This window comes from Variovorax sp. UC74_104, assembly GCF_044055375.1.
Lineage (GTDB): Bacteria > Pseudomonadota > Gammaproteobacteria > Burkholderiales > Burkholderiaceae_C > Variovorax.
Genome location: NZ_CP171979.1, coordinates 745,548 through 771,164 on the forward strand (window position 1 = coordinate 745,548; position 25,617 = coordinate 771,164).

Annotated in this window: 15 protein-coding genes and 3 pseudogenes; 12 read left to right on the top strand and 6 right to left on the bottom strand. The window is 66.3% G+C overall.

Annotated elements, in window-relative coordinates:
- Positions 1-3 precede the first annotated feature (3 nt).
- The 3 genes from ACHMXA_RS34170 to ACHMXA_RS34180 all read left to right on the top strand — a co-directional run bounded on the left by ACHMXA_RS34170 (position 4) and on the right by ACHMXA_RS34180 (position 1,871).
- Positions 4-276 carry a hypothetical protein gene (locus ACHMXA_RS34170; RefSeq protein ID WP_395321882.1) on the top strand — a complete coding sequence of 91 codons (273 nt, stop codon included), beginning with the start codon at positions 4-6 and terminating at the stop codon, positions 274-276.
- Between the two features lie 262 nt (positions 277-538).
- The gene (locus ACHMXA_RS34175; RefSeq protein ID WP_395321883.1) at positions 539-949 is read left to right on the top strand and encodes a hypothetical protein; all 411 of its coding nucleotides are present in this window, start codon (positions 539-541) and stop codon (positions 947-949) included.
- A gap of 508 nt (positions 950-1,457) precedes the next feature.
- The gene (locus ACHMXA_RS34180) at positions 1,458-1,871 is read left to right on the top strand and encodes a phage integrase family protein (protein ID WP_395321885.1); all 414 of its coding nucleotides are present in this window, start codon (positions 1,458-1,460) and stop codon (positions 1,869-1,871) included.
- Between the two features lie 286 nt (positions 1,872-2,157).
- Here ACHMXA_RS34180 and ACHMXA_RS34185 read toward each other — a convergent pair whose 3' ends face one another.
- The 3 genes from ACHMXA_RS34185 to ACHMXA_RS34195 all read right to left on the bottom strand — a co-directional run bounded on the left by ACHMXA_RS34185 (position 2,158) and on the right by ACHMXA_RS34195 (position 6,860).
- Entirely contained in the window at positions 2,158-2,379 is a 222-nt protein-coding gene (locus ACHMXA_RS34185) for a hypothetical protein (RefSeq protein WP_395321887.1), read from the bottom strand.
- 279 nt (positions 2,380-2,658) lie between these two features.
- Positions 2,659-3,906 (bottom strand): M20/M25/M40 family metallo-hydrolase, encoded by a 1,248-nt coding sequence (locus ACHMXA_RS34190; RefSeq protein WP_395321888.1) that lies wholly within the window; start codon positions 3,904-3,906, stop codon positions 2,659-2,661.
- Between the two features lie 5 nt (positions 3,907-3,911).
- On the bottom strand, positions 3,912-6,860 hold the full coding sequence (locus ACHMXA_RS34195) for an FAD-dependent oxidoreductase (RefSeq protein ID WP_395321890.1): 2,949 nt from the start codon (positions 6,858-6,860) through the stop codon (positions 3,912-3,914).
- Between the two features lie 108 nt (positions 6,861-6,968).
- Here ACHMXA_RS34195 and ACHMXA_RS34200 point away from each other — a divergent pair, with 108 nt between their 5' ends.
- The 5 genes from ACHMXA_RS34200 to ACHMXA_RS34220 all read left to right on the top strand — a co-directional run bounded on the left by ACHMXA_RS34200 (position 6,969) and on the right by ACHMXA_RS34220 (position 11,783).
- Entirely contained in the window at positions 6,969-7,865 is an 897-nt protein-coding gene (locus ACHMXA_RS34200) for a dihydrodipicolinate synthase family protein (RefSeq protein WP_395321892.1), read from the top strand.
- Between the two features lie 76 nt (positions 7,866-7,941).
- Positions 7,942-8,775 carry an ABC transporter substrate-binding protein gene (locus tag ACHMXA_RS34205; RefSeq protein WP_395321893.1) on the top strand — a complete coding sequence of 278 codons (834 nt, stop codon included), beginning with the start codon at positions 7,942-7,944 and terminating at the stop codon, positions 8,773-8,775.
- A gap of 48 nt (positions 8,776-8,823) precedes the next feature.
- Complete coding sequence (locus ACHMXA_RS34210) at positions 8,824-9,546, top strand: amino acid ABC transporter permease (RefSeq protein WP_395321895.1); 723 nt, start codon at positions 8,824-8,826, stop codon at positions 9,544-9,546.
- Between the two features lie 23 nt (positions 9,547-9,569).
- On the top strand, positions 9,570-11,024 hold the full coding sequence (gene hydA / locus ACHMXA_RS34215; RefSeq protein ID WP_395321897.1) for a dihydropyrimidinase: 1,455 nt from the start codon (positions 9,570-9,572) through the stop codon (positions 11,022-11,024).
- A gap of 72 nt (positions 11,025-11,096) precedes the next feature.
- Positions 11,097-11,783 carry a GntR family transcriptional regulator gene (locus ACHMXA_RS34220; RefSeq protein WP_395321899.1) on the top strand — a complete coding sequence of 229 codons (687 nt, stop codon included), beginning with the start codon at positions 11,097-11,099 and terminating at the stop codon, positions 11,781-11,783.
- Between the two features lie 249 nt (positions 11,784-12,032).
- Here ACHMXA_RS34220 and ACHMXA_RS34225 read toward each other — a convergent pair.
- Positions 12,033-12,725 (bottom strand): annotated as a pseudogene (locus ACHMXA_RS34225) (transketolase family protein); the annotation flags it as partial.
- Positions 12,726-12,864: 139 nt separating this feature from the next.
- Between ACHMXA_RS34225 and ACHMXA_RS34230 the strand changes: the two are divergent.
- Positions 12,865-13,907: pseudogene (locus tag ACHMXA_RS34230) on the top strand (IS3 family transposase).
- 63 nt (positions 13,908-13,970) lie between these two features.
- On the opposite strand, the gene ACHMXA_RS34235 reads toward ACHMXA_RS34230, so the two are convergent.
- On the bottom strand, positions 13,971-17,435 hold the full coding sequence (locus tag ACHMXA_RS34235) for an autotransporter outer membrane beta-barrel domain-containing protein (RefSeq protein WP_395321901.1): 3,465 nt from the start codon (positions 17,433-17,435) through the stop codon (positions 13,971-13,973).
- 606 nt (positions 17,436-18,041) lie between these two features.
- On the opposite strand from ACHMXA_RS34235, the gene ACHMXA_RS34240 reads away from it, so the two are divergent.
- On the top strand, positions 18,042-18,170 hold the full coding sequence (locus ACHMXA_RS34240; protein ID WP_395321903.1) for an MHYT domain-containing protein: 129 nt from the start codon (positions 18,042-18,044) through the stop codon (positions 18,168-18,170).
- An 81-nt stretch (positions 18,171-18,251) separates the two neighbouring features.
- Here ACHMXA_RS34240 and ACHMXA_RS34245 read toward each other — a convergent pair whose 3' ends face one another.
- Entirely contained in the window at positions 18,252-18,557 is a 306-nt protein-coding gene (locus tag ACHMXA_RS34245; RefSeq protein WP_395321905.1) for a hypothetical protein, read from the bottom strand.
- Between the two features lie 1,866 nt (positions 18,558-20,423).
- On the opposite strand from ACHMXA_RS34245, the pseudogene ACHMXA_RS34250 reads away from it, so the two are divergent.
- A pseudogene (locus ACHMXA_RS34250) lies at positions 20,424-20,495 on the top strand (ESPR-type extended signal peptide-containing protein); the annotation flags it as partial.
- A gap of 393 nt (positions 20,496-20,888) precedes the next feature.
- Positions 20,889-25,610 carry a beta strand repeat-containing protein gene (locus ACHMXA_RS34255; protein ID WP_395322690.1) on the top strand — a complete coding sequence of 1,574 codons (4,722 nt, stop codon included), beginning with the start codon at positions 20,889-20,891 and terminating at the stop codon, positions 25,608-25,610.
- Positions 25,611-25,617 lie beyond the last annotated feature (7 nt).

The following is a 25,617-nucleotide window of genomic DNA, read 5'->3' on the forward strand; positions in this document are numbered from 1 at the left end:
CCCATGAGCCGCTACGTCTTCTTCAACAGCAGCGCCCAGGACATCAAGGTCCTGACGGCGGCTAAGAGGGCTGCGCGTTCCCGTGGCGCAACCGTGGTGAAGTCGCTGGCCGGAACAATGCTGCTGGAGTTGCCTCCCGCACAGGTCTCTGAGGTGGCGCAGGCCTTGCCGGGCTGGCGCTACTCGGCCGAGCGCAAGACGACACGTGTTCCAGAGCGCCGGCCGCTGCAGCGCTCCAAGGCGCGAGGCGCCGCCGCTTCTGTCGCCAAGAGATAGGCCTTCGCGGCTGGAAGCGGCATCTCGGTGTCGTCCTGGTTGGGCCTGAATGGTGTCAGTTGCGTTTACCTCAGGACGAATGCTGCCTCAATACTTATCGAAGAAGAAGATTTCTCGCTGGCCGAGACTATCTCTTGTCGACTTGGTACCCAGGAGGAAACGTGAGCACACAGATGGCAGACCCGCACCAAGGGATGTGTCCTTACAGGAAGGCCTGAAAGGCGGATTGCTGGATTTGGCAGCGGTCAGGAATCACAGGGACTTGTTCAGCCACTTCGACCTCCCTGCGCCGGGAGTCGGTCGTCTAACTTCTGCACGGTTGAGCAAAGATAAACAGAGCGTGAAGGCGTTTCTCGCGTGCATCATGAATGGTGAGATCGACGGCTCACCTTGCATGTCTGTCGGCTACGCAGTGCCAGAAGAAGGGCGCAACAAAGGCCTCGCCAAGCAAATCTTCAGGGAGGTGATTCAAGATCAGCTTTCCCAAGCGAGAAAAGCGGGTCCTAGCAGTTTGTTTATTGAGGCCGTGGTCGACATAGAGAACGTGCCATCGCAACGAGTAGCAGAAACCGTATTGGGCGTGGAGCGTGAAAGCATTACCGATGCGGCATCGGGGCGGGCGGCCTACCGCTACACAGCTCATTTTGATACGGTCTCTGGACGCCAGCTTTAGTCTGGCGATGCTTGAGGGCCTGAGCAACTCGTTTACGGATTCGCAGCGTTTATCTAGCCCTTCACCTCAGTGAGATCGAGAAATTTAACGATCTCATCGGGGTACTTTGCAAATCCCTTCGGGCGCTATGGACGATGGGCGAGCGTCGCGAGCCGCGTCCTTCACCCATTGCTCTGCTATGTATTCAGCTTCTTGAAAAGTGTTGGGGGCGAGGACATCCGGTGTCTTGAAATCCGGGCGCATCGGTGTATCGCGCGGGCCCACTCATCTGGTAAATACTGATCGCGGTTCAGACACATGTCCGAAGCTTGGGCATGTAATTTGTCTGGATGGCGAACATCGGCGGCCCGGTGCGTCAGAAATACCGTTGTGGATCAACGCCTTGGCGCCTGGCATGTCCCGTGCAGGGTCTGTTCGATCCGATCCACGGTGTGCGCGGGTCGCGGGGCGAAGCCGACCGCGCGCGGCCCTTTCCGTGCGCACACGAGAACCCAGACACAGGAGACGCATGAAAAGCACCCCGCGAATTGCCGTTCAGGCGAAGGGAGCGGTCACGGGCAGGCCACATCATCCGCTGAGCGCACAGAAGACCGGAACGCCCCGCGCATGGGAGGGGGACGCGGTTCGATCGCGCGCGGATGCGCCGCAGGCACATGACAGCGTGGCGATCTGGTTCGATCCCTTGTTGTCCGAACGGCTCGCGCAAGCGGGTTTCGGCACGCTGAGACAGCTGGCGCAGCGCATCAACGACACGGGCACCACCTGGTGGTATCCGGTGCGCGGCATCGGCGTCACGCGTGCCGAACGTCTCGTGCAGTGGCTGCATGAACAACAGGAAAGCACGGGCATCCGCGTGAACCCCCGGGGCCTGAAGGCCCGCGCAAGCGGCTCGTGTGAGGCGGCATCGGAACATGCGGCCTGATCCGTGCGGCGGTCGGCGAACACAGGAGGCGTTCCCTCATCCTTCTGTGCCAGCGCTCGGTCCGGGAGGAAGGAAAGCACGACTGGGTGGCGATCCCCGAACCCGCCGAGCACTTTCCGTGAGGACACACATGAGGCCGGGGCGCCATCTGCATGCGATGGACGCTCGATGCGGACCTGCGTGCCTGGCCTTCGGCGAAGGGCAGCCTGATCGAGCGTTTCGCCCGATCAGGTCACTTCCGCGTCGGACCCGCATGGGTGTGCAAGCCTGGCGCGCCGCGGCCGGATCACCAGGGCTTCCACCAGCGTCGCTTGACCTGCCGATGCTCGAGCAGCCGCAGGTCCAGCATCTCGTAGTCAGGGGGGAGGGCGCCGGCGCGCCGGCGCAGTTCGGCCTCCAGCTGATGGGCAATGCCACGGGCATGCAGGTCGCCTTGCAGCGCTCGTCGGCGCCACTGCGTGGCCTGGGCGCCCAGTTCCTCGTCGGGCAAGGTTTCTGTCTCGGTCATGGTGCGGATGGTGATGAGGGGCCGGGGCTTCGTCGAGCCCGCATGCCCGTGCTGCTGCAAGCGTAAAGGTTTGCAGCGTCTCTTCATCGCCAAAACATGGGAGGATGCGCCGAGCGATTCGGGGTTGCCTTTGCCCTGGTGCCTTGGTGCCCTGGTGCCGTGGATGAGCCGGGCGAGTTGGCCATGCGGCTATCAGGGAACTTGCACTGGCGCGCACCGGAATCGCGGCACTGCTCGACGTGCTGATTTCGGCCATGCGCGCCGCCGACGAGACGGGAGTCAGCGTGTGAGCAGCCGATGCAGCGTGTTGGCGACCACGCGTGTGGCCTTGCGCAGTTCGTCCAGCGGCACGCGCTCGTCGGCGCGGTGACCGTTGGCTTCGAGCAGCGACTCGGGGCCTGCGCCGTACATCACGGTGGGAATGCCCGCCTCGCTGTACAGGCGCGCATCGGTGTACAGCGGCACGCCGATCGGCGTGACCGGCTTGCCCATGACTTCGCTCGCCTCGTGGCACACGAGCGCGGCGAACTCGTCGGCGCCGGGTGCGGGCGCGAAGGGGCGGGCCAGCAGGATCTGGCGGATCTCCACCGAGATGCCGGGCAGCGGGCGGCAGGCGGCCTCGATCACCTCGCGCAGCTCGGCCTCGACGGCTTCGGGCGATTCCTCGGGCACGATGCGCCGGTCGATGCGCAGGGTCAGCACGTCGGACACCACATTGGTGTTGATGCCGCCGTCGATCAGGCCCACCACCATCGTGGGATGGGTGATGCCCGGCGTGCGCGATGGGCGGTCGGCGAGGCTGTCGCGGTAGCGGTAGAGCGCGGGCAGCAGGGTGGCCGCGGCTTCGATCGCGTCGTGGCCGGTGTCGGGCCGCGCGGCGTGCGCCGAGGTGCCGCGCACGACGACCTCGAGATGCAGGCAGCCGTTGTGCGCCACCACGACGTGGTGCGAGAAGGCGGCGGAGAGCACGAAGTCGGGCTTGCTCAGGCCCTTGGAGAGGATCCACTCCGGGCCCGTCATGCCGCCGGTTTCCTCGTCATAGGTCAGGTGCAGCTCGACGCTGCCGGCCAGCGGCGTGCCGGCGCCCACAAGATGCTTGAGCGCGCGCATCGCGAAGGCGTAGGTGGTGAAGTCCGACTTCGACACGGCGGCGCCGCGCCCGTAGAGCCAGCCGTCGCGCACCTCGCCGCCGTAGGGGTCGACGCTCCAGCCTGCGCCGGGCGGCACCACGTCGCCGTGCGCGTTGAGCGCCACCACCGGGCCGTCGCCGAAGCGTTCGCGCACGATGAGGTTGGTCACGCTGCGCATGCCGTGCGCGGCCGCGAACTCGGCGGGCACCTCGTGGCGCTCGACCGTGAAGCCCATGGCTTCGAGCAGCCGAGCGGTGAGCTCGGCATGCGGGGCGCAATCGCCCGGCGGGTTGTCGGAGGGGCAGCGCACGAGTTCGGCGAGGGTGCGCACCTGCTCGTCGAAGTGCGCGTCGATGTAGTCGCGCAGCGTGTCGCGCGGGGAAGCGTTTTCGGTCATGGCGGTCAGAGGAAGCGGTCGATGAGGAAAGGGCTGATGTCGATGTCGGTGCGCCCGCGCACGAGGAGGTCGGTGACCAGCCGCGCGGTGACGGGGGCGAGCGTGTAGCCGTTGGAGGTCACGGCGTTGTAGAAGCCGGGGTGGCCGGGCACCTCGCCGAGGATGGGCGCGCCGTCGATGTTCACGTTCATGCCGGCCCAGCAGCGCACGATGTGCAGCCCGCGCACGGCCGGCAGCACGTGGCTGGCCACCCAGAGGTTGCCTTCGATGCTTTCGCGCTCGGCACGGTTGAGGCGCATGTCCTCGCTGAAGGCGGCCGTCCAGCCGCCGCCGATGATCAGGCCGCCGCTGGCGGCCTGTTTCAGGCTCAGGTGCCGGTCGGCATGCGCGACGAGGTGGTCGACCAGCGGCGGCGCGGGCTCGGTCACGATCATCTGCAGCGGCGCGCCCTTGACGGGGATGTTCACGCCCAGCATGCGGCCGACTGCGCTCGACCAGGCGCCGCTCGCGTTCACGACGCGCCCGGCGTGGATGCTGCCGCGCGAGGTGCGCACCATGAAGCCGGCGCCTTCGCCGGGCAGCGCCTCGATCGACTGCACGTCGCAGCCGCGCAGCATGCGCGCACCCTGCTGCTGCGCGCGCCGGGCGACGGCGTAGGTGGCGCGCAGCGGGTTGATCTTGCCTTCCATGGGACAGAGCTCGGCGCCGAGCAGCTGCTCGGAGAGCGCGGGCGAGAGGCGGCGCAGCTCTGTGCCGTCGATCACCTGCGCGTCGATGCCGTGGCTGCGCTCCAGCGCGGCCTTGGCCTCGAGGAAGCGCATGCCGGCTTCGCTGTCGGCCACCATGAGGCCGCCGGTGATCTTGATCTCGAGGTCCTCGTCGCAGTCGGCCTCGATCTCCTGCCACAGGCGCACCGACATCGGCCCGAGCGGCAGCGTGGCCGCGGCCGGGCCGCCGCCTTCCTGCGCCTTGGTGCCGAAGTCGAAGGACAGCAGCTGCACGTGCAGGCTGCCGGCGTTGGCGCCCGAGGCCTGCAGGTTGATGTCGTCGCGGTCGACCACCGTCACGTCCTGGCCGGCCTTCGACAGGTAGTAGCCGAGGCACGAGCCGAGCACGCCGGCGCCGATCACGAGCACGTCGGTGCGCAGCGTGCCCTCGAAGGGTGGCTGCTCCACCGGCCGCGCGAGGTTGGGGGTGATGGCGGGCTTGTGGCCGCCCCATTCGGGCTTCTCGAAGCCGAGCGCGCCGGCCGGCACCGGCTTGGCGGGCGGGCGCGGTGCAAAGTACTGCTCCACCTGCGGCGGCCGGCCCGTCAGTTCGGCCAGCAGACGGCTGGCGGTGACGCCGCAGTAGCGCGCCTGGCAGCGGCCCATGCCCAGGCGCGTGTTGCGCTTGAGCGCAGCCAGCGTGTCGCTGCCGGCACGGATCTGCTCGCGCACCGAGCCGAAGGTGACTTCCTCGCAGCGGCAAAGGAGCGTTTCGTCGGGCACTGCCGCGAGGGTGAGGGGCGGTGGGGCGTAGATCGACCACAGCGCCTGCTGGAAGCATTCGGCGCGATGCAGCTTTTCAGTGGCCTCGCGGGGCTCGAGGGCCTTCAGGCCGAGGTTGCGCGCGGCGGCGGTGCCCGCCAGCGTGCCGCGCGCAAGCGCGACGCGGGAGCCGCCGAGGTCGGCGCCATCGCCCACGACGTACACGCCGGGCAGGCTGGTGGCGCCATCTTCCTGCGTGACGGTTGTCAGGTAGCCGAGATGGCGGGGCGCGAGGCGGTGCTCGCAACCCAGCATGCGCGCGAGTTCGGTGGAGGGGATGAAGCCGTAGCCGAGGCAGAGCGTGTCGGCTTCGAGGCGGCGCAGCGTGGAGGGCAGTGCGTGGCCTCGGGCATCGATCCGAGCCACCTGTACCGAACTCACTCCGGCGGGGCCTTCCGCGGAAACGACGGCGTGTTCCCACAGCACGGGCACCTTGTGGGCGCGCAGCTTGCGCAGATAGCGCCAGCCGTCGAGCAGCAGATCGGGCGCCGTGCGCGCCGCGCTCAGCAGATGGCGCCATTGCCGCAGCGAAGGGCGCGAGGCCGACTCCAGCACAGCGACGACTTCGGCGCCGCCCGCGAGCAGCTCCGCGGCGAGCTGCAGGTTCAGCGGCCCGTTGCCGGCGATCACCACGCGGCGTCCGGGTGCGACGCGGTAGGCGCGCGCGAGCGTCTGGCCGGCGCCGGTGGTCATCACGCCGGGCAGGGTCCAGCCGGGGAAGAGCACGGGGCGCTCGTAGGCGCCGGGCGCGATGACGAGTTGCCGGCAGCCGATCACGCAGGCGCGCCCGTCGATGAGCGCGGCCACTTCGCGCGGAGAGAAGGCCGCCCAGACCTGCGCGCCCGAGGCGATGACGACGCCGGCGGCGCGGACTTCATGTTCGAGCGCGAGGCCCTGCGCGAACTGGCGGTCGGCCGGGGAGGGCGCCTCGTGCGACGGCGCGAGCGGCTTGTAGAACTGGCCGCCGGGCTGGGGGCGCTCGTCGAGCACCAGCACGTCGGCGCCGGCCTGGCGCGCGGCGAGCGCGGCCGAAAGCCCGGCCGGGCCCGCGCCGACGACGAGCACGTCGACCTGTCGGCGCTCGGGTTCGGTGCCGGCCTGGGATGCGAGCGGCTGCAGCGGATCGTCGGGCGTGCCGGCAGGCTGCGCCGAACGCACCTGCTGGCCGTCGGCCACTTTCGTGAGGCAAGCGCGCTGGCTGGCCTGTCCGTCGACGGTGACGAGGCAGTCGAAGCACGCGCCCATGCCGCAATAAAGACCTCGGCGCTCGCCGCGGCGGGTGTGGCGCATCGCCTTGATGCCGCCGGCCGCCAGCGCCGCCGCGATGGTCTCGCCCTCCAGCCCCTCCACGGGCTGCCCGTCGTACCAGAAGCGCACGGGGCGTCCGGCCGGGGTGATGCAAGGGTGGGTCAGTCTGGCGCTCATGGGCAGTGCGAAGGAAGAACGTCAACTTACGATTGACGCGCCCAATTGTATACGTATACTCAACGTATACATATACCGAATCGTCCCGAATTTTCCCAAGGACTGCCCATGACAGCGTTCCGCGGCACCTATACGGTGCTCATCACCCCCATGACCGCCGACGGCAAGCACGTGGACGTGCCCGCGCTGAAGAAGCTGGTCAATTGGCAAATCGAGGAAGGCATCCACGGGCTGATCCCCCTGGGAAGCACCGGTGAGTTCCTCTCGCTGACGCCCGACGAGCGCCAGCTGGTGATCGAAACCTGCGTGAGCACCGCTGCAAAACGCGTGCCGGTGTTGATCGGCACCGGCGCGGAGTGGACCGACGAGTGCGTGCGGCTGAGTCGCGAGGCCGAGAGCATGGGCGCCGACGGCGTCATGATCATTCCGCCCTTCTACAGCACGCCCACCGACGACGAGCTGTTCGAGCACTACTGCAAAGTGGGCGAGGCGATCGGCATTCCGATCATGGTCTACAACAACCCGGCCACCGCCAACGTCGACCTCAAGCCCGAACTGGTGGCGCGCCTCTCGCGCATCGACAACTGCAGGTACATCAAGGAGTCGACGCTCGAAGTCACCCGCGTGCGCGACATCATCGAGCTGTGCGGCGACCGCATGACCGTGTTCGCGGGCATCCTCGGCTACGAGTCGTTCTGGCTCGGCGCACAGGGTTGGGTGGCCGTGTGTTCCAACCTCATCCCGAAGATGTCGGCGCGCCTGTTCGAGCTGGTGGCCGACGAGCGCGACATGCCCGCGGCACTCGCGCTCTACAAGAAGATGCTGCCGATCGTGCGCTGGGTCGGCGGCCACCGCTACGTCGCGGCCTCCAAGGACGGCCTGTCGATGATGGGCCTGCCCGTCGGCAAGCCCCGCGCCCCGCGCCTGCCGCTGCCCGATGCCGATGCCGCCGAGCTGCGCCGAGAGCTCGCGCGACTCGAACTGCTGGACTCGATCCGCGCCTGAAGCCGCCGGCAACTCGTTTCCAACTCACCCCGATTTCCCACCTCGTCGCCTCGATCCCTTCCTCAAGGACCACACCATGAAACTGCTTCCCGCTCTCGCGTCGGCAACGGCACTCTTCATCTCCTTCGCTGGCGCCGCGAACGCGCAGCAGGCCTGCAAGTCGCCCGTGCCCGATTCGGCCCTCGTCAAGAAGGGCACGCTGACCATGTCGGTCAACCCGACGCTGCCGCCGATGCAGTTCGTCGACCAGTCCGGCACGCTCAAGGGCATGCGCGTGGAGCTCGGCGAGCAGATCGCCAAGCGCCTGTGCCTCACGCCCGAGTACGTGCGCATCGAGTTCTCGGCCATGATCCCCGGCCTGCAGGCCGGCCGCTGGGACGTGATCAACACCGGCATCTTCTTCACCGAGGAGCGTGCCAAGCTGATGCAGATGCTCGTCTACGAAGACCAGGCCATCAGCATCAGCGCCGCCAAGGGCAACCCGCTGAAGATCGCCAAGCCCGACGACCTCTCGGGCAAGAGCATCGGCGTGGAGCTCGGCGGCTTCGAGGAGCGCAAGGCGCGCGAACTCGACAAGCAGCTCACCGACAAGGGCATGAAGGGCATGACCATCCGCACCTTCGAGAACTTCGCCATGGCCTTCCAGGCGCTGCGCGCGGGGCAGGTGGAAGTGGCGCTGTCCATCGACTCGACCGGCGCCGAATACCAGAAGCGCGGCGACTTCGAACGCGTGCTCAGCGGCCTGTTCCCCACGCCGGTCGCGCTGGCCGCGCGCAACAAGGAGCTGGCGGCCGCGATGGCCAAGGTCATGAACGACATGAAGGCCGACGGCAGCTTCCAGAAGCTGTTCGACCAGTACGGCGTCAAGGCCGCCGAGGGTGCCGTGGCCGTCAAGGGCCCGGCGAGCTGACGGCGCGCCGCCGTCCGCATCGCCATCGAGCAAGCGAAGGAAACTTCCATGGGACAAGGCTGGAGCTGGTCGGGCTTCTTCGACTACCTGTTCAACCCGTACATCCTCAGCGGCGCGGTGACCACGCTGTGGCTCACGCTCGCGGCGATCGCGGGCGGGATGGTGGTGGGCTGCGCGCTGGCACTGGCTCGCCTGTCCAGCCACCGCTGGCTGGCAGCCCCGGCGCACTTCTACATCTGGGTGTTCCGCGGCACGCCGCTGCTGGTGCAGCTCATCATCATCTTCACCGGGCTGCCGCAGCTGGGGCTGAAGCTCTCGGTGATCGAGTCGGCGCTGCTGGGCCTCATCCTCAACGAGGCGGCCTACCTCGCGGAGATCGTGCGCGGAGGCATCCAGTCGATTCCAGCGGGGCAGACCAACGCGGCGCGCGCCGTGGGCTTCAGCAGCGCGCAGACGATGCGCTACATCGTGCTGCCGCAGGCCATGCGCCTCATCGTGCCCACGCTGGGCAACAGCATCAACGGCCTGCTCAAGACCACCTCGATCACCTCGGTGATCTCCATGGAGGAGCTGCTGCGCCGCACGCAGGTGCTGATCCAGGAGAAGTTCATGGTGCTGGAGCTCTTCATCGTTGCCGCCATCTACTACCTGCTCATGACCACCGCCTGGGACTTCGTCCAGCGCCGCATCGAGCGCCACTACGGCCGTGCCTATGGCAATGGCTCCACGCCGGCGGCGGTGCCCCCCGAGCCCGCGCTCGAGCAGCGCTAGAAGCTAGAAAGAACGCACGCCCCATGCGCACCTACGACCTGATCCTGCGCAACGCAGACATCGCCACCGCCGGCGACCGCTACACCGCCGACATCGGTGTGCGCGACGGGCGCATCTGCGCCATCGCGCAGGGGCTCGACGCGAGCGCCGCGCGCGAGATCGATGCGCGCGGCCGGCTGGTCACGCCAGGCGGCGTCGACGGCCACTGCCACTTCGACCAACCCACCAGCGACGGCTCGCGCTTCGCCGACGACTTCCTCTCCGGCACGCGTTCGGCCGCCTGCGGCGGCACCACCACCGTGCTGCCCTTCGCCGCGCAGCAGAAAGGCCGGAGCGTGCAGGAGGCGGTGGACGACTACCACCGCCGCGCCGAGGGCAAGGCGGTGATCGACTACGCCTTCCACCTCATCGTGGCCGACGCCACGCGCGACGTGACGCAGCGCGAGCTGCCCGCCTTGATCGAGAAGGGCTACACCTCCTTCAAGATCTACATGACCTACGACGACCTGAAGCTGGACGACCGCCAGATCATCGAGGTGCTCGCCACCGCCCGCCGCCACGGCGCGATGACGATGATCCACGCCGAGAACAGCGACTGCATCGCCTGGCTCACCGAGCAGCTGCTCGACGCGGGCCTCACCGCGCCGCGCTATCACTCCAGCTCGCGGCAGATGGCGGTGGAGCGCGAGGCCACGCACCGCGCCATCGCGCTGGCGGAACTGGTCGACACGCCGATCCTGATCGTCCACGTCTCGGGCCGCGAGGCCGTCGAACAGATCCACTGGGCGCGCGGACGCGGGCTGCCCATCCACGCCGAGACCTGCCCGCAGTACCTGTTCCTGAGCGCCGAGGACCTGGGCATCGACCCCGACGACCCGATGCACGGCGCGCGCTGCATCTGCAGCCCGCCGCCGCGCGACAAGGCCAACCAGCAGTTCATCTGGAACGGCCTGTCGAGCGGGCTCTTCACCATCGTCTCGTCCGATCACGCCCCCTTCAACATGAACGGCAGCGACGGCAAGCGCGTGGCCGGCGACAACGCCTCCTTCGACCGCATCCCCAATGGCATTCCCGGCGTGGAAACCCGCCTGCCGCTGCTCATGAGCGAAGGCGTGCTCAAGGGGCGCGTCGACATCCACCGCTTCGTCGAGCTCACCGCCACCAACCCCGCGCGCCTGTACGGCCTGTACCCGCGCAAGGGCACCATCGCCGTGGGCAGCGATGCCGACTTCGTGGTGTGGGACATGTTCCCCGAGGGCCAGGAGAAGCTGCTGTCCAACGACATGCTCCACCACGATGCCGACTACACGCCCTACGAGGGCATGCGGCTGCGCGCCTGGCCCGGCCTGACCGTCTCGCGCGGGCGCATCGTGTGGCAGGACGGCGTGTTCCAGGCCGAGCCCGGCTCCGGCCAATTCCTGCCGTGCCTGCGGCCGCGCGCGCCGAACGACGGCAATCCGTTGGACAAATGGCTCTGAAAGAATGGCGCTGAGGCCGCCTGGCCGGCCCTGCTAAGCTCACCCGCCCTCGAGGCTTTCGCCCTTTCCCGCATGCCCAGCCTTCCCAGCCCCTCGCAGCCCGCCACCATCACGATCGCCCCCCTGGAGGTGCGCTCGGCCAGCCTGGCCGAACAGGCCTACGACCGGTTGCGCACCCTCATCCTCGATCGCCAGATATCGGCCGGCAGCCCGCTGCAGGAGGCACGGCTGGCGGAAGACCTGCGCATTTCGCGCACGCCCATGCGCGAGGCCCTGGTGCGGCTGGCGGGCGAGGGGCTGCTGGTGCGGCGCGACGCGCGCTCCTACGCCGTGCGCGCCCTGGGAACCAAGGAGTACTTCGACTGCATGCGCGCGCGCGAGGTGATCGAGTGCGAGGCCATCGCGCTGGCGGTGGGCAAGATCACCGATGCCGAGATCGACACGCTCGAGGCCGACATCGCGACGCTCGGCGGCAGCGAGCACAGCGAAACCGAACACTGGCACTTCGACGACCGCTTCCACCTGCTGATCGCCACGGCCAGCGGCAACGTGGTGTTCCCGCGGCTGGTGGAAGAACTGCGCGTCAATGCGCGGCTCTTCCGGCTGCACAGTCCGCTGCACCGGCAGCCCGAGAACCACGACGAGCATGGCGAGATCGTTCGCGCGCTGCGCGCGCGCGACGCCGAGCGCGCACGCGCGGCCATGCGCGAGCACCTGCGCAATCTGCAGGAAGATGTGAAGCGCGCGCTCGTCGAGTAGTTCGTCGGCGTCCAAAGACGCAAGGCGTGCCGGTTTGCATCTGCCAGGCCGGGAGCAGCGTGGGGCTGAAGCCGTGGCGCTTGCAGGTGGCACCGATCGCATCGAACACCATCGACCGTTGATCACTCTCGAATCCTGGGAAGTGCACGTCTGACAGCCTGTGCGGTGCCGCAGGGCAGAGGGAGGGGTTGGCTGCCCCAGATTCAGTGGGTCTCCCTCGTTCTCGTGGGCGAACTGGTTTGTCTGCGGCTAGAGCCAGCCCTTGATTTGCTGGCCCATGGCCTGCGTCGAAATCCCGTAGCGATCGTGCAAGGTCGGCAGCGCCCCCGCGTCGAGAAAGAGATCGGGCAGGCCGATCTGGTGGAATGGCACCATGACACCTGATCGCATCAGGAGGCTCGCAACAGCCTCTCCAAGGCCGCCGATCACCGAGTGGTTCTCCGCGACCACCACCAGCCGTCCGGATCGGCGAGCCTCCGTGAGGATGGCTGCTTCGTCGAGCGGCTTGATCGTCGGAACGTGCAGAACGGCAACGTCCACTCCATCGCTTTGAAGCAGCTGAGCGACTTCCAGCGAGCGCATCGTCATGAAGCCGCTGGAAATCACCAGGACGCCGTTCCCACCGCGAATCAGCTTGGCCTTGCCGAACTCGAACTTGTAGTCGTACTCGTCCAGCACGAGCGGAACGTTGCCGCGCGGCAGTCGCATGTAGACGGGGCCTGAATGGTCGGCATCTGGGGGACTGCCTGTTCGACGTCGAGCGCGTCGCAAGGATCGATGATGGTCATGCTCGGGATGCTTCGCATCCGTGCCAGATCCTCGGTCGCCTGATGACTCGGCCCGTATCCGGTGGTCAGGCCGGGCAGCGCGGCGGGTGCCGAAGACTGCATAGGTTGTCGCGAATGGAATGAAGCCCTCCTTGGCCATGCCCCCTGCGGCGGCCGTGACGGGGGTGCGGATCAAAACTTGGACTGGTTTATGCCGCAAGTCCAAGGCTCACTGACCCTGTCCCAGGGTTCCGTACCGTTCGGTAACAGAACGACCGGCATGATGAAGGCCCTATTTGGGCCAGGAGCATGTCGTGAAGAAGAGCAAGTTCACTGAGGATCAGATCGCCTTTGTGTTGAAGCAGGCCGAGCTGGGCACGAGCGTTGAAGAGGTCTGTCGCAAGATGGGCATCAGCGATGCAACCTTCTACGTGTGGCGCAAGAAATACGCGGGCGTGGGGCCGTCTGAGCTTCGCCGTCTGCGTCAACTCGAGGAAGAGAACCGCAAGCTCAAGCAGATCGTGGTCGATCTGAGCCTGGATAAGGCCATGCTGCAGGCGGTGGTCGCAAAAAAGCTCTGGGGCCTTCGCAGCGCCGCGCGTTGGTGCCCGAGCTGATTCAGCGTTTTGGATGCAGCCAGCGCAACGCCTTGCGCGTGGTGAAGATGTCGGCGTCGACCTACTTGTACAAGCCCGTCAAGAAGGACGAGTCGGCGCTGAAGATGCGGATCAAGGAGATCACCGACACGCGTGTGCACTACGGCTACCGCCGGGTGCACGTTCTGTTGCGCCGCGAAGGCCACACCGATAACGTCAAACGGATCTACCGGCTTTACAGGGAGCAAGGGCTGTCACGGCCGACGCGCTGTTTGACGGGCGCAAGCTGCGCATGCTCACGGTGGTGGATCTGTTCACGCGCGAGTGTCTGGCCATCGAGGTCGCTCAGAGCCTGAAGGGAGATGATGTCGTGAGAACACTCAATGCGATCGCGGTGCGGCGTGGCCTGCCGGGCACGATCAAGACCGATAACGGCAGCGAGTTCATCTCCAAAGTGATGGACAAATGGGCCTATGAGCGCGGCGTGGAACTCGACTTCAGCCGACCGGGCAAGCCCACCGATAATGCTGCAGTGGAGAGTTTCAACGGCAGGCTTCGCCCGGAGTGTCTGAACGCACATTGGTTCTTGTCATTGGCCGACGCACAGGCCAAGATCGAGGCTTGGCGTCAGGACTACAACGAGAGTCGTCCCCACTCTGCCTGGAGGGGCGACACCTGCCGAATTCGCCCGCCGTTGCTGCCTGCAGGCAGCAACGGCGATGTCAGAGGAGCCGGAAGTTTCTACTTCCGAGCGCTACTGATTCGGGTACAGGGTCACAGCTTGTATTGACGTACAAGACCCTGATTCGTGACACGGCGGGCGCTTACCACTTCACGCGCAGCCCGATTGAACCCCGCAGGGAGGTCTTCACGTTCGTAGCGCCGCCCGAGGCCCACAGCTTGCCGATCTCACCATAGACGCTGGTCGTCTGGCTCAGCGCCAGGGTGAGGCCGCCGGCCAGTTCGCTGACTGTGGAGCCGGTGCGGCTGGTGATGTCGGTCGTGGCGGCGGGGCTGATGAAGCGGGCCACATCAGCACCGCTGCTCGCCCTGTAAAGGTTGAAGCGGCCGTACGGCTGGAGCGTGCCGAGGCCCGTGGAGAGCTCGCCCTTCACGCGCACGCCGATGCGCGCAATCCAGCCGCTATCGCTGTCCTGCCGCACATTGGCGCCGGAAACCGCGACATCGTCCAGGCTGATGCGCTGGTGGATCAGCTGCAACTGCGGTTCGATCTTCCAGCCGCTGTCGCCCATCGCGAAGGCCTGGCCGACTTCGATCGAAGCCGTCAGGCTGTCGCCCTTGCCTGCGCTGCGCAGGTTCGACAAGGGGGCAATGGTGTAGCGATGATGGCCCGCTTGCAGCACGGCATCGGCGTAGAACCCCGAATCGGCGGTCCAGGTGCCATAAGCACCCAGATACCGGCTGCGCAGGTCGTTGGAACCCACGGCCAGGTTGGCGATGCCGCTCGCGAAGCCGCTGACCCTGACGCTGCCATCGAGTTGGCCGACGTACACGCCGGCACGCCAGTTCGGGGTGGCGAACAGATCGGTGCCGGCCTGGAAACCCTTGACGTTGCCCTTGCTGTGCGGATTGACGGTGCCTTGCTGGCGGATGTCGATGTCGGAGGCGATCACGCGGCCCCAGGCGCGGCGCTCGGCATCGGCAGATGCCGCTGCGCCAGCCTTGGCATCGTCATCCCCAATTCGCTGATGCAGGTTGCCGATCATAGCGAGATCCGCCTGACGCACCTGGCTTGGAAGCGCGGAGAGCAAAGGCACTTCGGCGCGGTAGGCAGGCACTTGCAGGACGCCTGGGCCTGCACCACCCGTGCCGCTCGTGCCACCTGTTGCACCGCCCGTCGTGCCACCGGTGCCTGCCGTCGCCGGCGTGGTCGATCGCAGGTACCAGTTCTCTCCCGCCCCGTTGGCATCTGCGGCATACAGGCGGTACTCGTACGCGCCCGCATCGACGTGGCCGCCTGCGAGCGTGAACGCGTCCTTGGTAGTCTGCGCGGTGGTGGTGGCGCCATTGAGCGCCGAGACCACCTCGATGCCGTTGCCCGTGGTCAACGCGCCCAGGCCGCCGAGCTGGGTGATCTGCACGCTGGTCTTGCCGCTGGCCGAAGCGCTCGCGCCATTGAGCACCAGCCGGTCGCTCACGCTGGTGCTGTCACCGAGGAAGGTGCCCAGTCGCAGCACGCCGTTGTTGCCCACGTAGGCGCCGTTGACGGTGAGGGTGGTCCCCGGCGTGGTGCCCACGAGCGAGACGGTGCCGCTGTTGGCGAGCGATGCGACCGTCTGGCTGAAGCCAGCGAGGTCCATGGTGGCTCCGCTTCGCACGGTGTGGGCCGAGGGCGCGCTGAAGGTGCCGGTCGCACCGGCCTTCAGGGTGCCTTCGGCCACATCGGTCGCGCCGGTATAGCTGTTGGCACCCGAGAGCGTGAGGGTGCCGGTGCCGACCTTGGTGATGAAGCCGCCGCCGGTGATGTCGCCGCTGAGGGTGGCGCTGAAGCTGCCGGTATCGATCACCGGGTCGTTGCTGCCCGTGAGGACCACCGCGTTGGCAAGGTTCAGACCGTCCGCGACGAAGCCGAGCGTGGTGCCGTCGTCCATCGCCAGCGTGCCGGTACCCAGCGCCAGGTTGTTGCCGACGTTCAACCGGCCTTGCTTGAGCGCGGTGCCGCCGCCGTAGCTGTTGGCCGCGGTGAGCGTCGTGGTTCCGGCGCCTTCCTTGACGAGCGAGCCGGTGCCGCTGATGGTGCCCGACAGCGTGAGCGCGTCCGAGCGGTTGACGGCCAGTGTCGCGTTGTTCAGGACGTTGCCCACGATGCTGCCCGTGGTGCCGCCGTTGCCGAGCTGCAGCGTGCCGGCGCTGATGACGGTGCCGCCTTCGTAGCTGTTGTCGGCGGTGAGGATCGTCGTGCCCGTACCGGCCTGCACCAGCGAGCCGGTGCCGCTGATGGTGCCCGACACTGTGAGCGCGTTGGAGCGCTGGATGCTGAGCGTCGCGTTGTCGACGATGTTGCCTTTCACCGAGCCGGTGGTGCCACCGCTGCCCAACTGCAACACGCCGGCGCTGACCGTGGTGGTGCCGGTGAAGGCCTGGTCCTGCGTCAGCGTGAGCGTGCCTGCGCCGGTCTTCTCGATGCCGCCCGTGCCGCTCAGGAGGCCGCCATAGGTCGCGTTGTCGGGCTGGGCGAAACGCACCAGTCCGTTGTCGGTGATCGACGAAGGTGCGAATTGCGCGCTGCTTTGCAGTACGCCGGCTGGGCCCACGGTCATGCTGCCCGTGTAGGTGCTGGCGTTGGCACCGAGGATGAACGTGCCGCCGTTGACGGTCGTGCTGGTGATGCCCGACGACGGAAGCGCGACGTTGAAGGTCCAGACCCCGCCATTGCTCTGCAGCGTCTGGAACCCGGCCAGGGAAAGCGGGGCAAACGTCGAGGCGCCACCGGTTTCGCTTTCGAGCGTCAGGAGGTTGGCGCCGCCACCGCCGCTGATGTTGCCGGTGATCGAGGACCCCGTGTAGACATGCAGCGCATCGTTGCCGCCTGCAAAGAGGAGCGACCCGATGACGCTGCCCTTGTTCGTGAAGTCGACGGCGGCGGTCCCGTTGGCGCCGAACACCGTGGCGGTGCCTGGATTGGTGTTGCCCGCCACGTAGCCCGCTTCCATCGAGCCGGTGTTGAGGACAGTGTTGTTGCCGGAAGTCGCCTGGAACCAGATCGCGGCATGGGTCGATTGCACGGTGCCGTGATTGATGATCGTGTTGCCGCTGCCCACGGGATTGATGGCCTCCGAATTGGAGGCCGTTCCATAGGCCAAGACCTTGGCTGTTTGCTCGATGACGAGGGTGCTGTTGTTGTTGAACTCGATCGTGTTGGCACCGAGGTTGCCCCCGTAGGGGCTGTCTGCGCCCGTCGAGCTGTTCTGGACCGTGGCGCCGCTGCGAACCGTGATGGTGGCGTTGTTGCCGAGGCTGATCGCGGTAGCGTTGTTCGTTTGGATCTGGGCCCCCGACAGCACCTCCACCGAGGTGTTGCTCGCCGTCGTCGGCCCCGTCCCGACGGTCGTGCCTTGCGCGCCCCCGGCCGTGCTGCAGCTGATCGCCGCGCCCGAGGCCGTGCAATCCGCCGAAGCGGGCATCGACAGAGTGCTCAGGGCCAGCGCGGCTGCGGCCCCTGCGACGCTCACGGTGGCGCGCGCTTTCGCGTGGCCACGGCTCAACTCCGAAACGACGGTCCATGCCGCCAGAGCATCGTTCCACACGATGCGAAAGACTTTGTTCATGATGTTCCTGATGGGGATTCCGCCGCCGCGGAGGAACGACGCGGTGCAAGCCAGGTTCAGAAACAACGGCAGTGGCCGAGCAGAACCTTTGCGCTACAACGTCAAGCGTGAGCGGGCGAGCATATGTAACAAGTGCCCGAATTGATCGCCGGCTCAGTTAACCTTTGTTGACTTTTATTAACTAATTCACACGCAAGATACGAATATGTGATTCGTCGATGAGCCGCGTCGGCTTGAAGCGACTGGGTGGGGTCTTCTTCAGGGTCCAGTCAGGCTGAGTTGCCCGTGTACCGAAGGAAATCAAATTCCGTTTGAATGGACAGTGCTGGCCTTCATTCCCGAACTCGAAAGCTTCGAGTGGCGGGCGTCCTCCGTTACCCCAGCGGTGTCCGTGATGCTCACCCGATACCCTGTCTTCCTGCCTGTCAGCCGCGTTCTTCTTCGTGTCGCGGCGCGCAGCGAAGGCGGTCTAAGCTTTGTTCACTGGTCAAACGCACAAACTCGCATGTACCTCTCACGCCCTTCGTACAACGTCTGCTGGTTGCGTGGCCTTATTTCGTTCCGGTCGCAGGCTCTTTGATCGCGCTCACCGCCGCCCGCCGAATCGTGGGGCCTGGAGGCCGCATCAGCCTCTATCACTCCGCCACCGACGGGCTCGCCCTTGGCGGCGTTGGCGTATGGGCCATGCACTTCATCGGCATGCTGGCACTGCAACTTCGCGTGGGCGTGTCGTAGTCCGTGTCGAGACGCTGATCTCGCTCGCCGCTGCCGCCGTTTGACGACCATGGCGCTTGCTGATGTAGCTGCCTCGCCTCGTCACTCCGTGTGCCTGATAGTGGCCGGCTTCCTGCTGGGCATGGGGTCGTCGTCATGCACTGCCTGGGTATGTTCGATCGCACCGCCACGGTCGAGCACCTGGAGCGCGTAGGCAGTGCGCAGGTCTTTGGGGAGCGTGCCGCCCCCGGGTGGTGCCGCCGGTGTAGGTGTTGCCTGCAGTTCACTGGGCTGCGCGCGAGACCACGCTCGGGCATGCTGACCTCGCCCCCAATAGGACGTTTCGGCGAGCACGAAATTGACGGCTTTGCTGGCCGCGGCAATGGTTGAAAAGTTCCGAGCGGTCATAGCGATCTCCCTCAGAAAGCCCAGTTCAGAGTGAACTTGAATCCGTGGTTATGCAGTTCCTTGCGGTGCTGGCCCGGGTAGGAGGTCCCTCGCTGCGGGCGCAGGCGGCGTCATGAACCTCGCATTGATGCTGTCGCCTTCGCCGTCGAGCGCCGCTAACCGGCAGTGCTCGGCCAACGCGTCGCCGTACGTCCGCACGGGGGCGAAACGCACGCGAATCGCCGCGGCACAGTTGCCTGTTCATCCGCGAGGGCGACGAAGCTTTCTGGTCATGGCACTTGCGCTCGGGCGGCAAGTAGGAGACGGTGAACGTGCGCGGCGCGCTGAGCAGCAATGACGGCGAGTGCGCCCTGGCCTGGGCACTCGGCGGCACGGCATCCTGACGTGCGTTCGCAGCGCTCAGCGCCTTACCTGCGCTCGGGACGGCTGCGGCAGGTGCAAGGCGGCTGGGCGCCGCCGCCAGCGGATATTTTCATGGTCTTCCAGACCTAGGCCCACCTGTCAGCCAAGACCCGCGCGCTGGTCGAGTTTCTGCACGACGGCTTCGCGGCGCACCGTGGAGGCATTGACGTCGGCGATCCGTCGTGGTGATGCCGCCCCGTCAGAGGGGAGCACGCGCTCTCATCAGGCGGCCGCCGCCACACCGCTCCGGCAGAAACCCCGACAGCGGAGATCATCCTCCGCCGCTGGAATCCGGTCGCACGGGCGCCGTAAGAACGTTCAGTTCAGATTGGCCTTGAAGCCGCGGTCCTTCACCAAAGCCAAACTGGCCTGAACAGGCGCGCCCAGCTTGAGGTTGGGTCGCAGTTGCGTCTCCACGCCGCTTCCAAGACCGCCACGTTCCTGGCGAGACGAACGCCTGCGATCGTGAAACGGGTGCTGCCCGCAAACGTTTACGTGCTGGTGGGCGTGGTACGGGGGTTAAGGGACCTCGAGATGCGATCTGGCAAGAGTTTCTGAATTTCAGTTCGATCGCGCATTCTTTGGCAGTGGCGTCAATGGAAATTCATGATCTGTTGTTTTTTATTCATATTGAATTTGAGAGCCACTGATTCTTTTTCGAGCGAATCGCTGCAGCGGCTGTTGAAAATGAAAACTTCAGGTTAAGTTTTTGATGCCAATGCAACGAAACGAGAAGATGTGGCTTGGGAGAAGCCACATTGATTGAACGCCATGCCTTGCGCACGAGACCCCTTTCATGGCTGGCTCGTTGGTGAAATTAATTAAAGGCAGACAGTCTGCGCGCAGAGAAATCAAGTGACCGCGATTCCTTTTGTAGGCAATCCGCTCTCCGTTACTTTTGGGCCGTCCATGCCGCCATGACCTTCGTGCGGGGCCCCGAGATTTGCGCAACGGCAGGAGGAAAGATGCTTTGTCGAGGGCCTGAACCAACCGAAAGAGGCTCGGTTTCATTGAGAAAACCGCTCCAGGAACCGGTCGGAGTGTAGACCCACATCTTGCGGTTCCCTACTCACCGTCGAGCACGCCGTGCCAACGAACGCACACGGTCGGACCGGGCGCCTCGCCGGTCGCCGCACAGGTCACTACTCAACTTTTTCGCAATCGCGGCAATAGTCCACAAAAGCGGCGACTGTTTATTTCGGCCTCGAAAAAATACATCTACAAGCAAAAAAATTAACGCTATGAAAGGGGCAGAAGCATGGTAACAAAGATAATTAATCAGTAAATAAGTATTACTATTGAATTCTTCTTGACGATTGGAAATTTGAATCATTTGGACTAAATGGCTCCCAAAAGCAACAGTTCAGGTTGCAGTATTTAACGGTGTCATCAATAGTTGTTAACAACGGTTAACCGAGAAATTCCAAGGGAGAGACGGTTTTTTAATCAAATGGACGGAGCCCTGTGAATACTACTTATTGTTCAGTTTGGAATGAATCCCTCGGCGCCTGGGTCGCGGCGTCGGAGCTCACCTGCACTCGCGGCAAACGCGGCGGCAGTCGCGTGGCACCTACTGCCGCCGCAGGGGGCGTGTTTACATCATTCCCGTCGGGGCGCCTGCGAGCGGGGATCGCGACCGTGTTGATAGCGATGGGCGGAACGGGATTGGCCTCGCTGGCGCAGGCGCAGGTGAACTGCACTGCTGCGCCCTACTACTCCTACAGCGGCAGCTTGACGTGCGCGGGTCAACAGTCCCAAGCGACTCTGGGCGGAGCCACTGCTATAGGTTTTAACGCCTTCAGCGGGGGCATTAATGCCACAAGCCTTGGCATCAGCGCCCTTGCCTCAGCCACCAACGCCATTTACGTGGGTTCGCGCACCACAGGAACCGGAGCGTCCGCGGAGTCGGCAATTGCTATCGGCACAGACGTGAATGCCAGCGGGATCCGGGCCATTGCCGTTGGCCTCCAAGCCTCGGCCGCCGGCTACTCGGCCACCGCCCTCGGGGCGACCGCAACGGCGGTCGGGGACGGCACCGTTGCGGTCGGCCAGGCGGCCGGTGCGGCCTCGACGAGCGCCAATACGGGTTCGGTCGCAGTGGGTATTGCCGCGGGACAACTTGTCTCCGGCGCGCAGAACACCGCCATCGGCGGTGGCGTTGAGAGCAAGATCCGGGGCGCGGGTTCGGGCGTCACGGGAACGCGCAACGTCGCCTTCGGCACCGGCGACGGCTCGGTAACTTACGCCGGGACCTTGAAGGCTTCGGCAGGCAGTCTGGTCAGCGGCAACGACAATATCGCCATCGGCACCAACGCAGGCATCGGCGTCGCGGCCAGCGGGACGACGTCGATCGGCTTGAACGCGAATGCGACCGCGACATCTGCAGTCGCGGTAGGTACCGGCACGGTCGCTAGCAACATCAATGCGGTCGCGCTGGGAGCTTCTGCCACTGCCACCGCAGCTGGCGCCAGCGCGTTGGGCACCTTCGCCACCGCGACGGGAGCCAATTCCACAGCGCTCGGTGTCAGCGCCACGGCCGGCGCCGACTTTGCATTTGCCGGGGGATGGAGTAGCAAAGCGCTTGGGCTGCGCACCGTCGCAATAGGCAATGAGTCAGAGGCAACCAGCGACGCAGCCACCGCGGTCGGCAACGCCGCTCGAGCGGTAGGAAATAGTTCGCTTGCGCTCGGGGCGCAAGCGCTCGCGATGGGTGCCAGCACCGTTGCGGTCGGCCAGGGTGCCGGTGCGGGCTCGACGGCTGGCAATACCGGTTCAGTCGCATTGGGTATCGCATCCGGGGCACTGGTGACCGGCGCACTGAACACCGCCATCGGCGGCGGCACTGCGAGCGTGATGCGGGGTGCGGGTTCGGGCGTCACGGGAACGCGCAACGTGGCCTTCGGCTCGGGCGATGGCACGGTCGCCTACGACGGCACCCTGAAGGCCGCGGCAGGCAGTCTGGTCAGCGGCAACGACAACGTCGCCATCGGCACCAACGCGGGCATCGGGGTCGCGGGCAGCGCGACGACGTCGATCGGTCTGAACGCGAATGCGAGCGCGGACAGGGCAATCGCCATCGGCTCCCAGGCAAACGCTTCCGTAACGGATGCCATCGCACAAGGCAGCAGCGCCAACGCGAGCGCCCAGAATGCCATTGCGATTGGCTTCGGGTCGATCGCCTCCAAGATAAATTCCATCAATCTTGGTGCGCGCACGCTTGCAGGAGCGGGCGCCACTGCGGAGGGTGCCATCGCTGTCGGCACGGATGTGACGGCATCGCAGGATCGCGCGGTCGCGATGGGGATAGTCAGCCGGGCAACCGGCACGGATGCGGTAGCGATCGGTACCCGGGCCAACGCGGCCTCGACCAACGCCACCGCGCTCGGCTCGGGCGGGACTGACGCCGCGACCGCCGTGCGCGCCTCGGGCACCGGTTCTGTGGCGCTGGGCGGCAACACGACCGCGGGCGCCAACGCGGCAGCCGCCGATGCCATTGCCATTGGCGGAGAGTCGTCCGCGACCCAGACGGAAGCGATCGCAGTCGGCCGGCTGGCCACCGCCTCGGCCGCAAACGCCATTGCGGTCGGCAGGAATGCCCGGGCGGATTCGGCCGAAGCGGTGGCGATCGGCACCAACGCCACCGCCACCGGCGGTCGCTCGGTCTCCATCGGCTCCGGCAACGTCGCCAGCGGCAACGGCGCGGTGGCGATCGGTGACCCGAACACCGCCACTGGCGACGGCGCGATCGCAAATGGCATGGACAACACCGCCACCGGCAACGGTTCAGTGGCGATGGGCAATACCAACATGGTCGGCGGGGGCGGTCAGGGGGTGAGCGTGGCCGGCACGCCGGCGCAGGGCGCGGTCGGCATCGGCTACCAGAACACCGTGGTCGGCCAGGGCAGCGTGGCGATCGGCAGCACCAGCAAAGCGCTGGCCGCGGGCGCGGTCGCGTTCGGCGACACAGCGGTCGCGAACAACGCGCGTGACGTGGCGCTGGGTTCCGGTTCGGTCACGGCAACAGCCGTCGGCACGCCCAGCACCGTGATCAATGGCACGACCTACAACTTCGCGGGCATCACGCCGAGCAGCACGGTCAGTGTCGGCACGGGCACGGTGGGCGGCGAACGCACGATCACCAACGTGGCGGCGGGCCGGCTCTCTGCAACCAGCACCGATGCGATCAACGGCAGCCAGCTGTACCAGACCAACCAGGCGATCGAGGCGGCGGCAACAACAGCGGGCAAGGGATGGAACCTGAGTGCCAATGGCGAGGCGACGCCGCAAAACATCGCGCCAGGCGCAACGGCAGACTTCGCCAACGGCAGCAACACGACCGTCACGCGCACGGGCAACCAGATCAGGGTTGATGTGGTGGCCGATCCGACCTTCAACTCCGTGACCACAGGCAACACCAGGATCGACAACAACGGCCTGACCATCGTGGGAGGCCCGAGCGTAACGACCACCGGCATCAATGCCGGTGGTACGCAGATCACGAACGTGGCAGCCGGCACGGCCGCCACGGATGCTGTCAACCTGAGCCAGCTGAACACCACGGTGGCCGGCAGCAAGACCAAGTACTACAGCGTCAACTCCATCGGTGGCGGCAACGAGGACAACCTCGGTGCGACAGGCGCCGACGCCATCGCATCGGGCAAGGGCGCAACGGCCGCAGGTGCCTCCAGTGTGGCCATGGGCCTGGGTGCCACGGCCGGCACGGCCAACAGCGTGGCGCTGGGTGCGGGCTCGGCCACGGCAACAGCCGTCGGCACGCCCAGCACGACGATCAACGGCACGACCTACAACTTCCAGGGCATCACGCCTGTGGGCACGGTGAGCGTCGGCACGGTGGGCGGCGAACGCACGATCACCAACGTGGCGGCGGGCCGGCTCTCTGCAACCAGCACCGATGCGATCAACGGCAGCCAGCTGTACCAGACCAACCAGGCGATCGAGGCGGCGGCAACAACAGCGGGCAAGGGATGGAACCTGAGTGCCAATGGCGAGGCGACGCCGCAAAACATCGCGCCAGGCGCAACGGCAGACTTCGCCAACGGCAGCAACACGACCGTCACGCGCACGGGCAACCAGATCAGGGTTGATGTGGTGGCCGATCCGACCTTCAACTCCGTGACCACAGGCAACACCAGGATCGACAACAACGGCCTGACCATCGTGGGAGGCCCGAGCGTAACGACCACCGGCATCAATGCCGGTGGTACGCAGATCACGAACGTGGCAGCCGGCACGGCCGCCACGGATGCTGTCAACCTGAGCCAGCTGAACACCACGGTGGCCGGCAGCAAGACCAAGTACTACAGCGTCAACTCCATCGGTGGCGGCAACGAAGACAACCTTGGTGCGACCGGTGCCGATGCCGTGGCCTCGGGCAAGGACGCCAGTGCAACCGTCGCCGGTTCCGTGGCCATCGGCTCGGGCTCCGTCTCCGACCGCGCGATCGCAGGCGGCACCGGCAACATTCCCGCGGGCAGCTCGCTGATCCCCTTCAACACCACCGACCGCACGCTGCTGGGCGCCCTCTCCGTCGGCAGCGCCACCACCTACCGCCAGATCACCAACGTGGCCGACGGCACGCAGGCACAGGACGCCGTCACCGTGCGGCAGCTCAGCGGTGCGTTGCAGTCCTTTGCGGTCACGCCGATCCAGTACTTCCACGCGAACTCCACCGCGGCGGACTCGCTGGCCATCGGTGCCGAATCCGTGGCGGTCGGCCCGCAGACCGTGGTCAACGGCAACAACGGCGTGGGCATCGGCAATGGCGCGGTGGTGCAGCAGAGCGCGCCGGGCGGCATCGCGATCGGCCAGGGTGCCACTTCGCACCTCGCCGATTCGATCGCCATGGGCACGAGCGCGTCGGCCGCAGCCGTTCAAGGCGTCGCATTGGGCGCGGGCAGCAACGTGACGCAGGCCGGCGGCGTGGCTTTGGGCGCTGGCGCTGTCGCCTCGACGGCGGCGGGCGTCGCAGGCTATGTGCCGCCCACGGCCACCGACGCGCAACGCATCGCCATCGGCGCCACCACCAGCACGCTGGCGGCCGTCTCGGTGGGCAATGCAGCGAGCGGACAGTTCCGCCAGATCACCGGCGTGGCCGCGGGCACGGCCGACAGCGATGCGGTCAACGTCTCGCAGCTGCGGGGCGTGCAGGGCACGGTGGCGGCGATCGACCAGTCGACGGTCAAGTACGACACGAACCCGGATGGATCCATCAATTACAACAGCGTGAGCATGGGCGGCAGCAGCGCCACCGGTCCGGTCACCGTGCACAACGTGGCGCCGGGCGTGGCGGGCACCGATGCTGTCAACGTCAATCAACTCAACAGCGGCATCGCGGGGGCCAATGCGTACACCGATGCACGCGTCAATGCCCTCGGCGGTGAGATCCGCAGCATCGCCAAAGATGCCAGTGCAGGCACCGCCGGTGCGATGGCCATGGCCAATATGCCGCAGGCCTACATTCCGGGCAAGAGCATGGTGGCCGCGGGTGTCGCGAGCTTTGACGGACAGGCGGCACTTGCCATCGGCGTGTCGAAGCTTTCGGACAACGGCAGGTGGGTCGTGAAATTCAGCGGATCGGCCAATTCGCGCGGGAAGGTCGGCATGGCAGCCGGCGCGGGCTTCCATTGGTAAGCCGACC

Bases quoted from the DNA above. Each gene is read 5' to 3' on its own strand.
- hydA (WP_395321897.1), top strand. From the start codon at position 9,570: ATGCGCACCTACGACCTGATCCTGCGCAACGCAGACATCGCCACCGCC.
- ACHMXA_RS34220 (WP_395321899.1), top strand. From the start codon at position 11,097: ATGCCCAGCCTTCCCAGCCCCTCGCAGCCCGCCACCATCACGATCGCC.
- ACHMXA_RS34200 (WP_395321892.1), top strand. From the start codon at position 6,969: ATGACAGCGTTCCGCGGCACCTATACGGTGCTCATCACCCCCATGACC.
- ACHMXA_RS34190 (WP_395321888.1), bottom strand. From the start codon at position 3,906: ATGACCGAAAACGCTTCCCCGCGCGACACGCTGCGCGACTACATCGAC.
- ACHMXA_RS34210 (WP_395321895.1), top strand. From the start codon at position 8,824: ATGGGACAAGGCTGGAGCTGGTCGGGCTTCTTCGACTACCTGTTCAAC.
- ACHMXA_RS34195 (WP_395321890.1), bottom strand. From the start codon at position 6,860: ATGAGCGCCAGACTGACCCACCCTTGCATCACCCCGGCCGGACGCCCC.
- ACHMXA_RS34185 (WP_395321887.1), bottom strand. From the start codon at position 2,379: ATGACCGAGACAGAAACCTTGCCCGACGAGGAACTGGGCGCCCAGGCC.
- ACHMXA_RS34180 (WP_395321885.1), top strand. From the start codon at position 1,458: ATGAAAAGCACCCCGCGAATTGCCGTTCAGGCGAAGGGAGCGGTCACG.
- ACHMXA_RS34170 (WP_395321882.1), top strand. From the start codon at position 4: ATGAGCCGCTACGTCTTCTTCAACAGCAGCGCCCAGGACATCAAGGTC.
- ACHMXA_RS34245 (WP_395321905.1), bottom strand. From the start codon at position 18,557: ATGACCGCTCGGAACTTTTCAACCATTGCCGCGGCCAGCAAAGCCGTC.
- ACHMXA_RS34235 (WP_395321901.1), bottom strand. From the start codon at position 17,435: ATGAACAAAGTCTTTCGCATCGTGTGGAACGATGCTCTGGCGGCATGG.
- ACHMXA_RS34205 (WP_395321893.1), top strand. From the start codon at position 7,942: ATGAAACTGCTTCCCGCTCTCGCGTCGGCAACGGCACTCTTCATCTCC.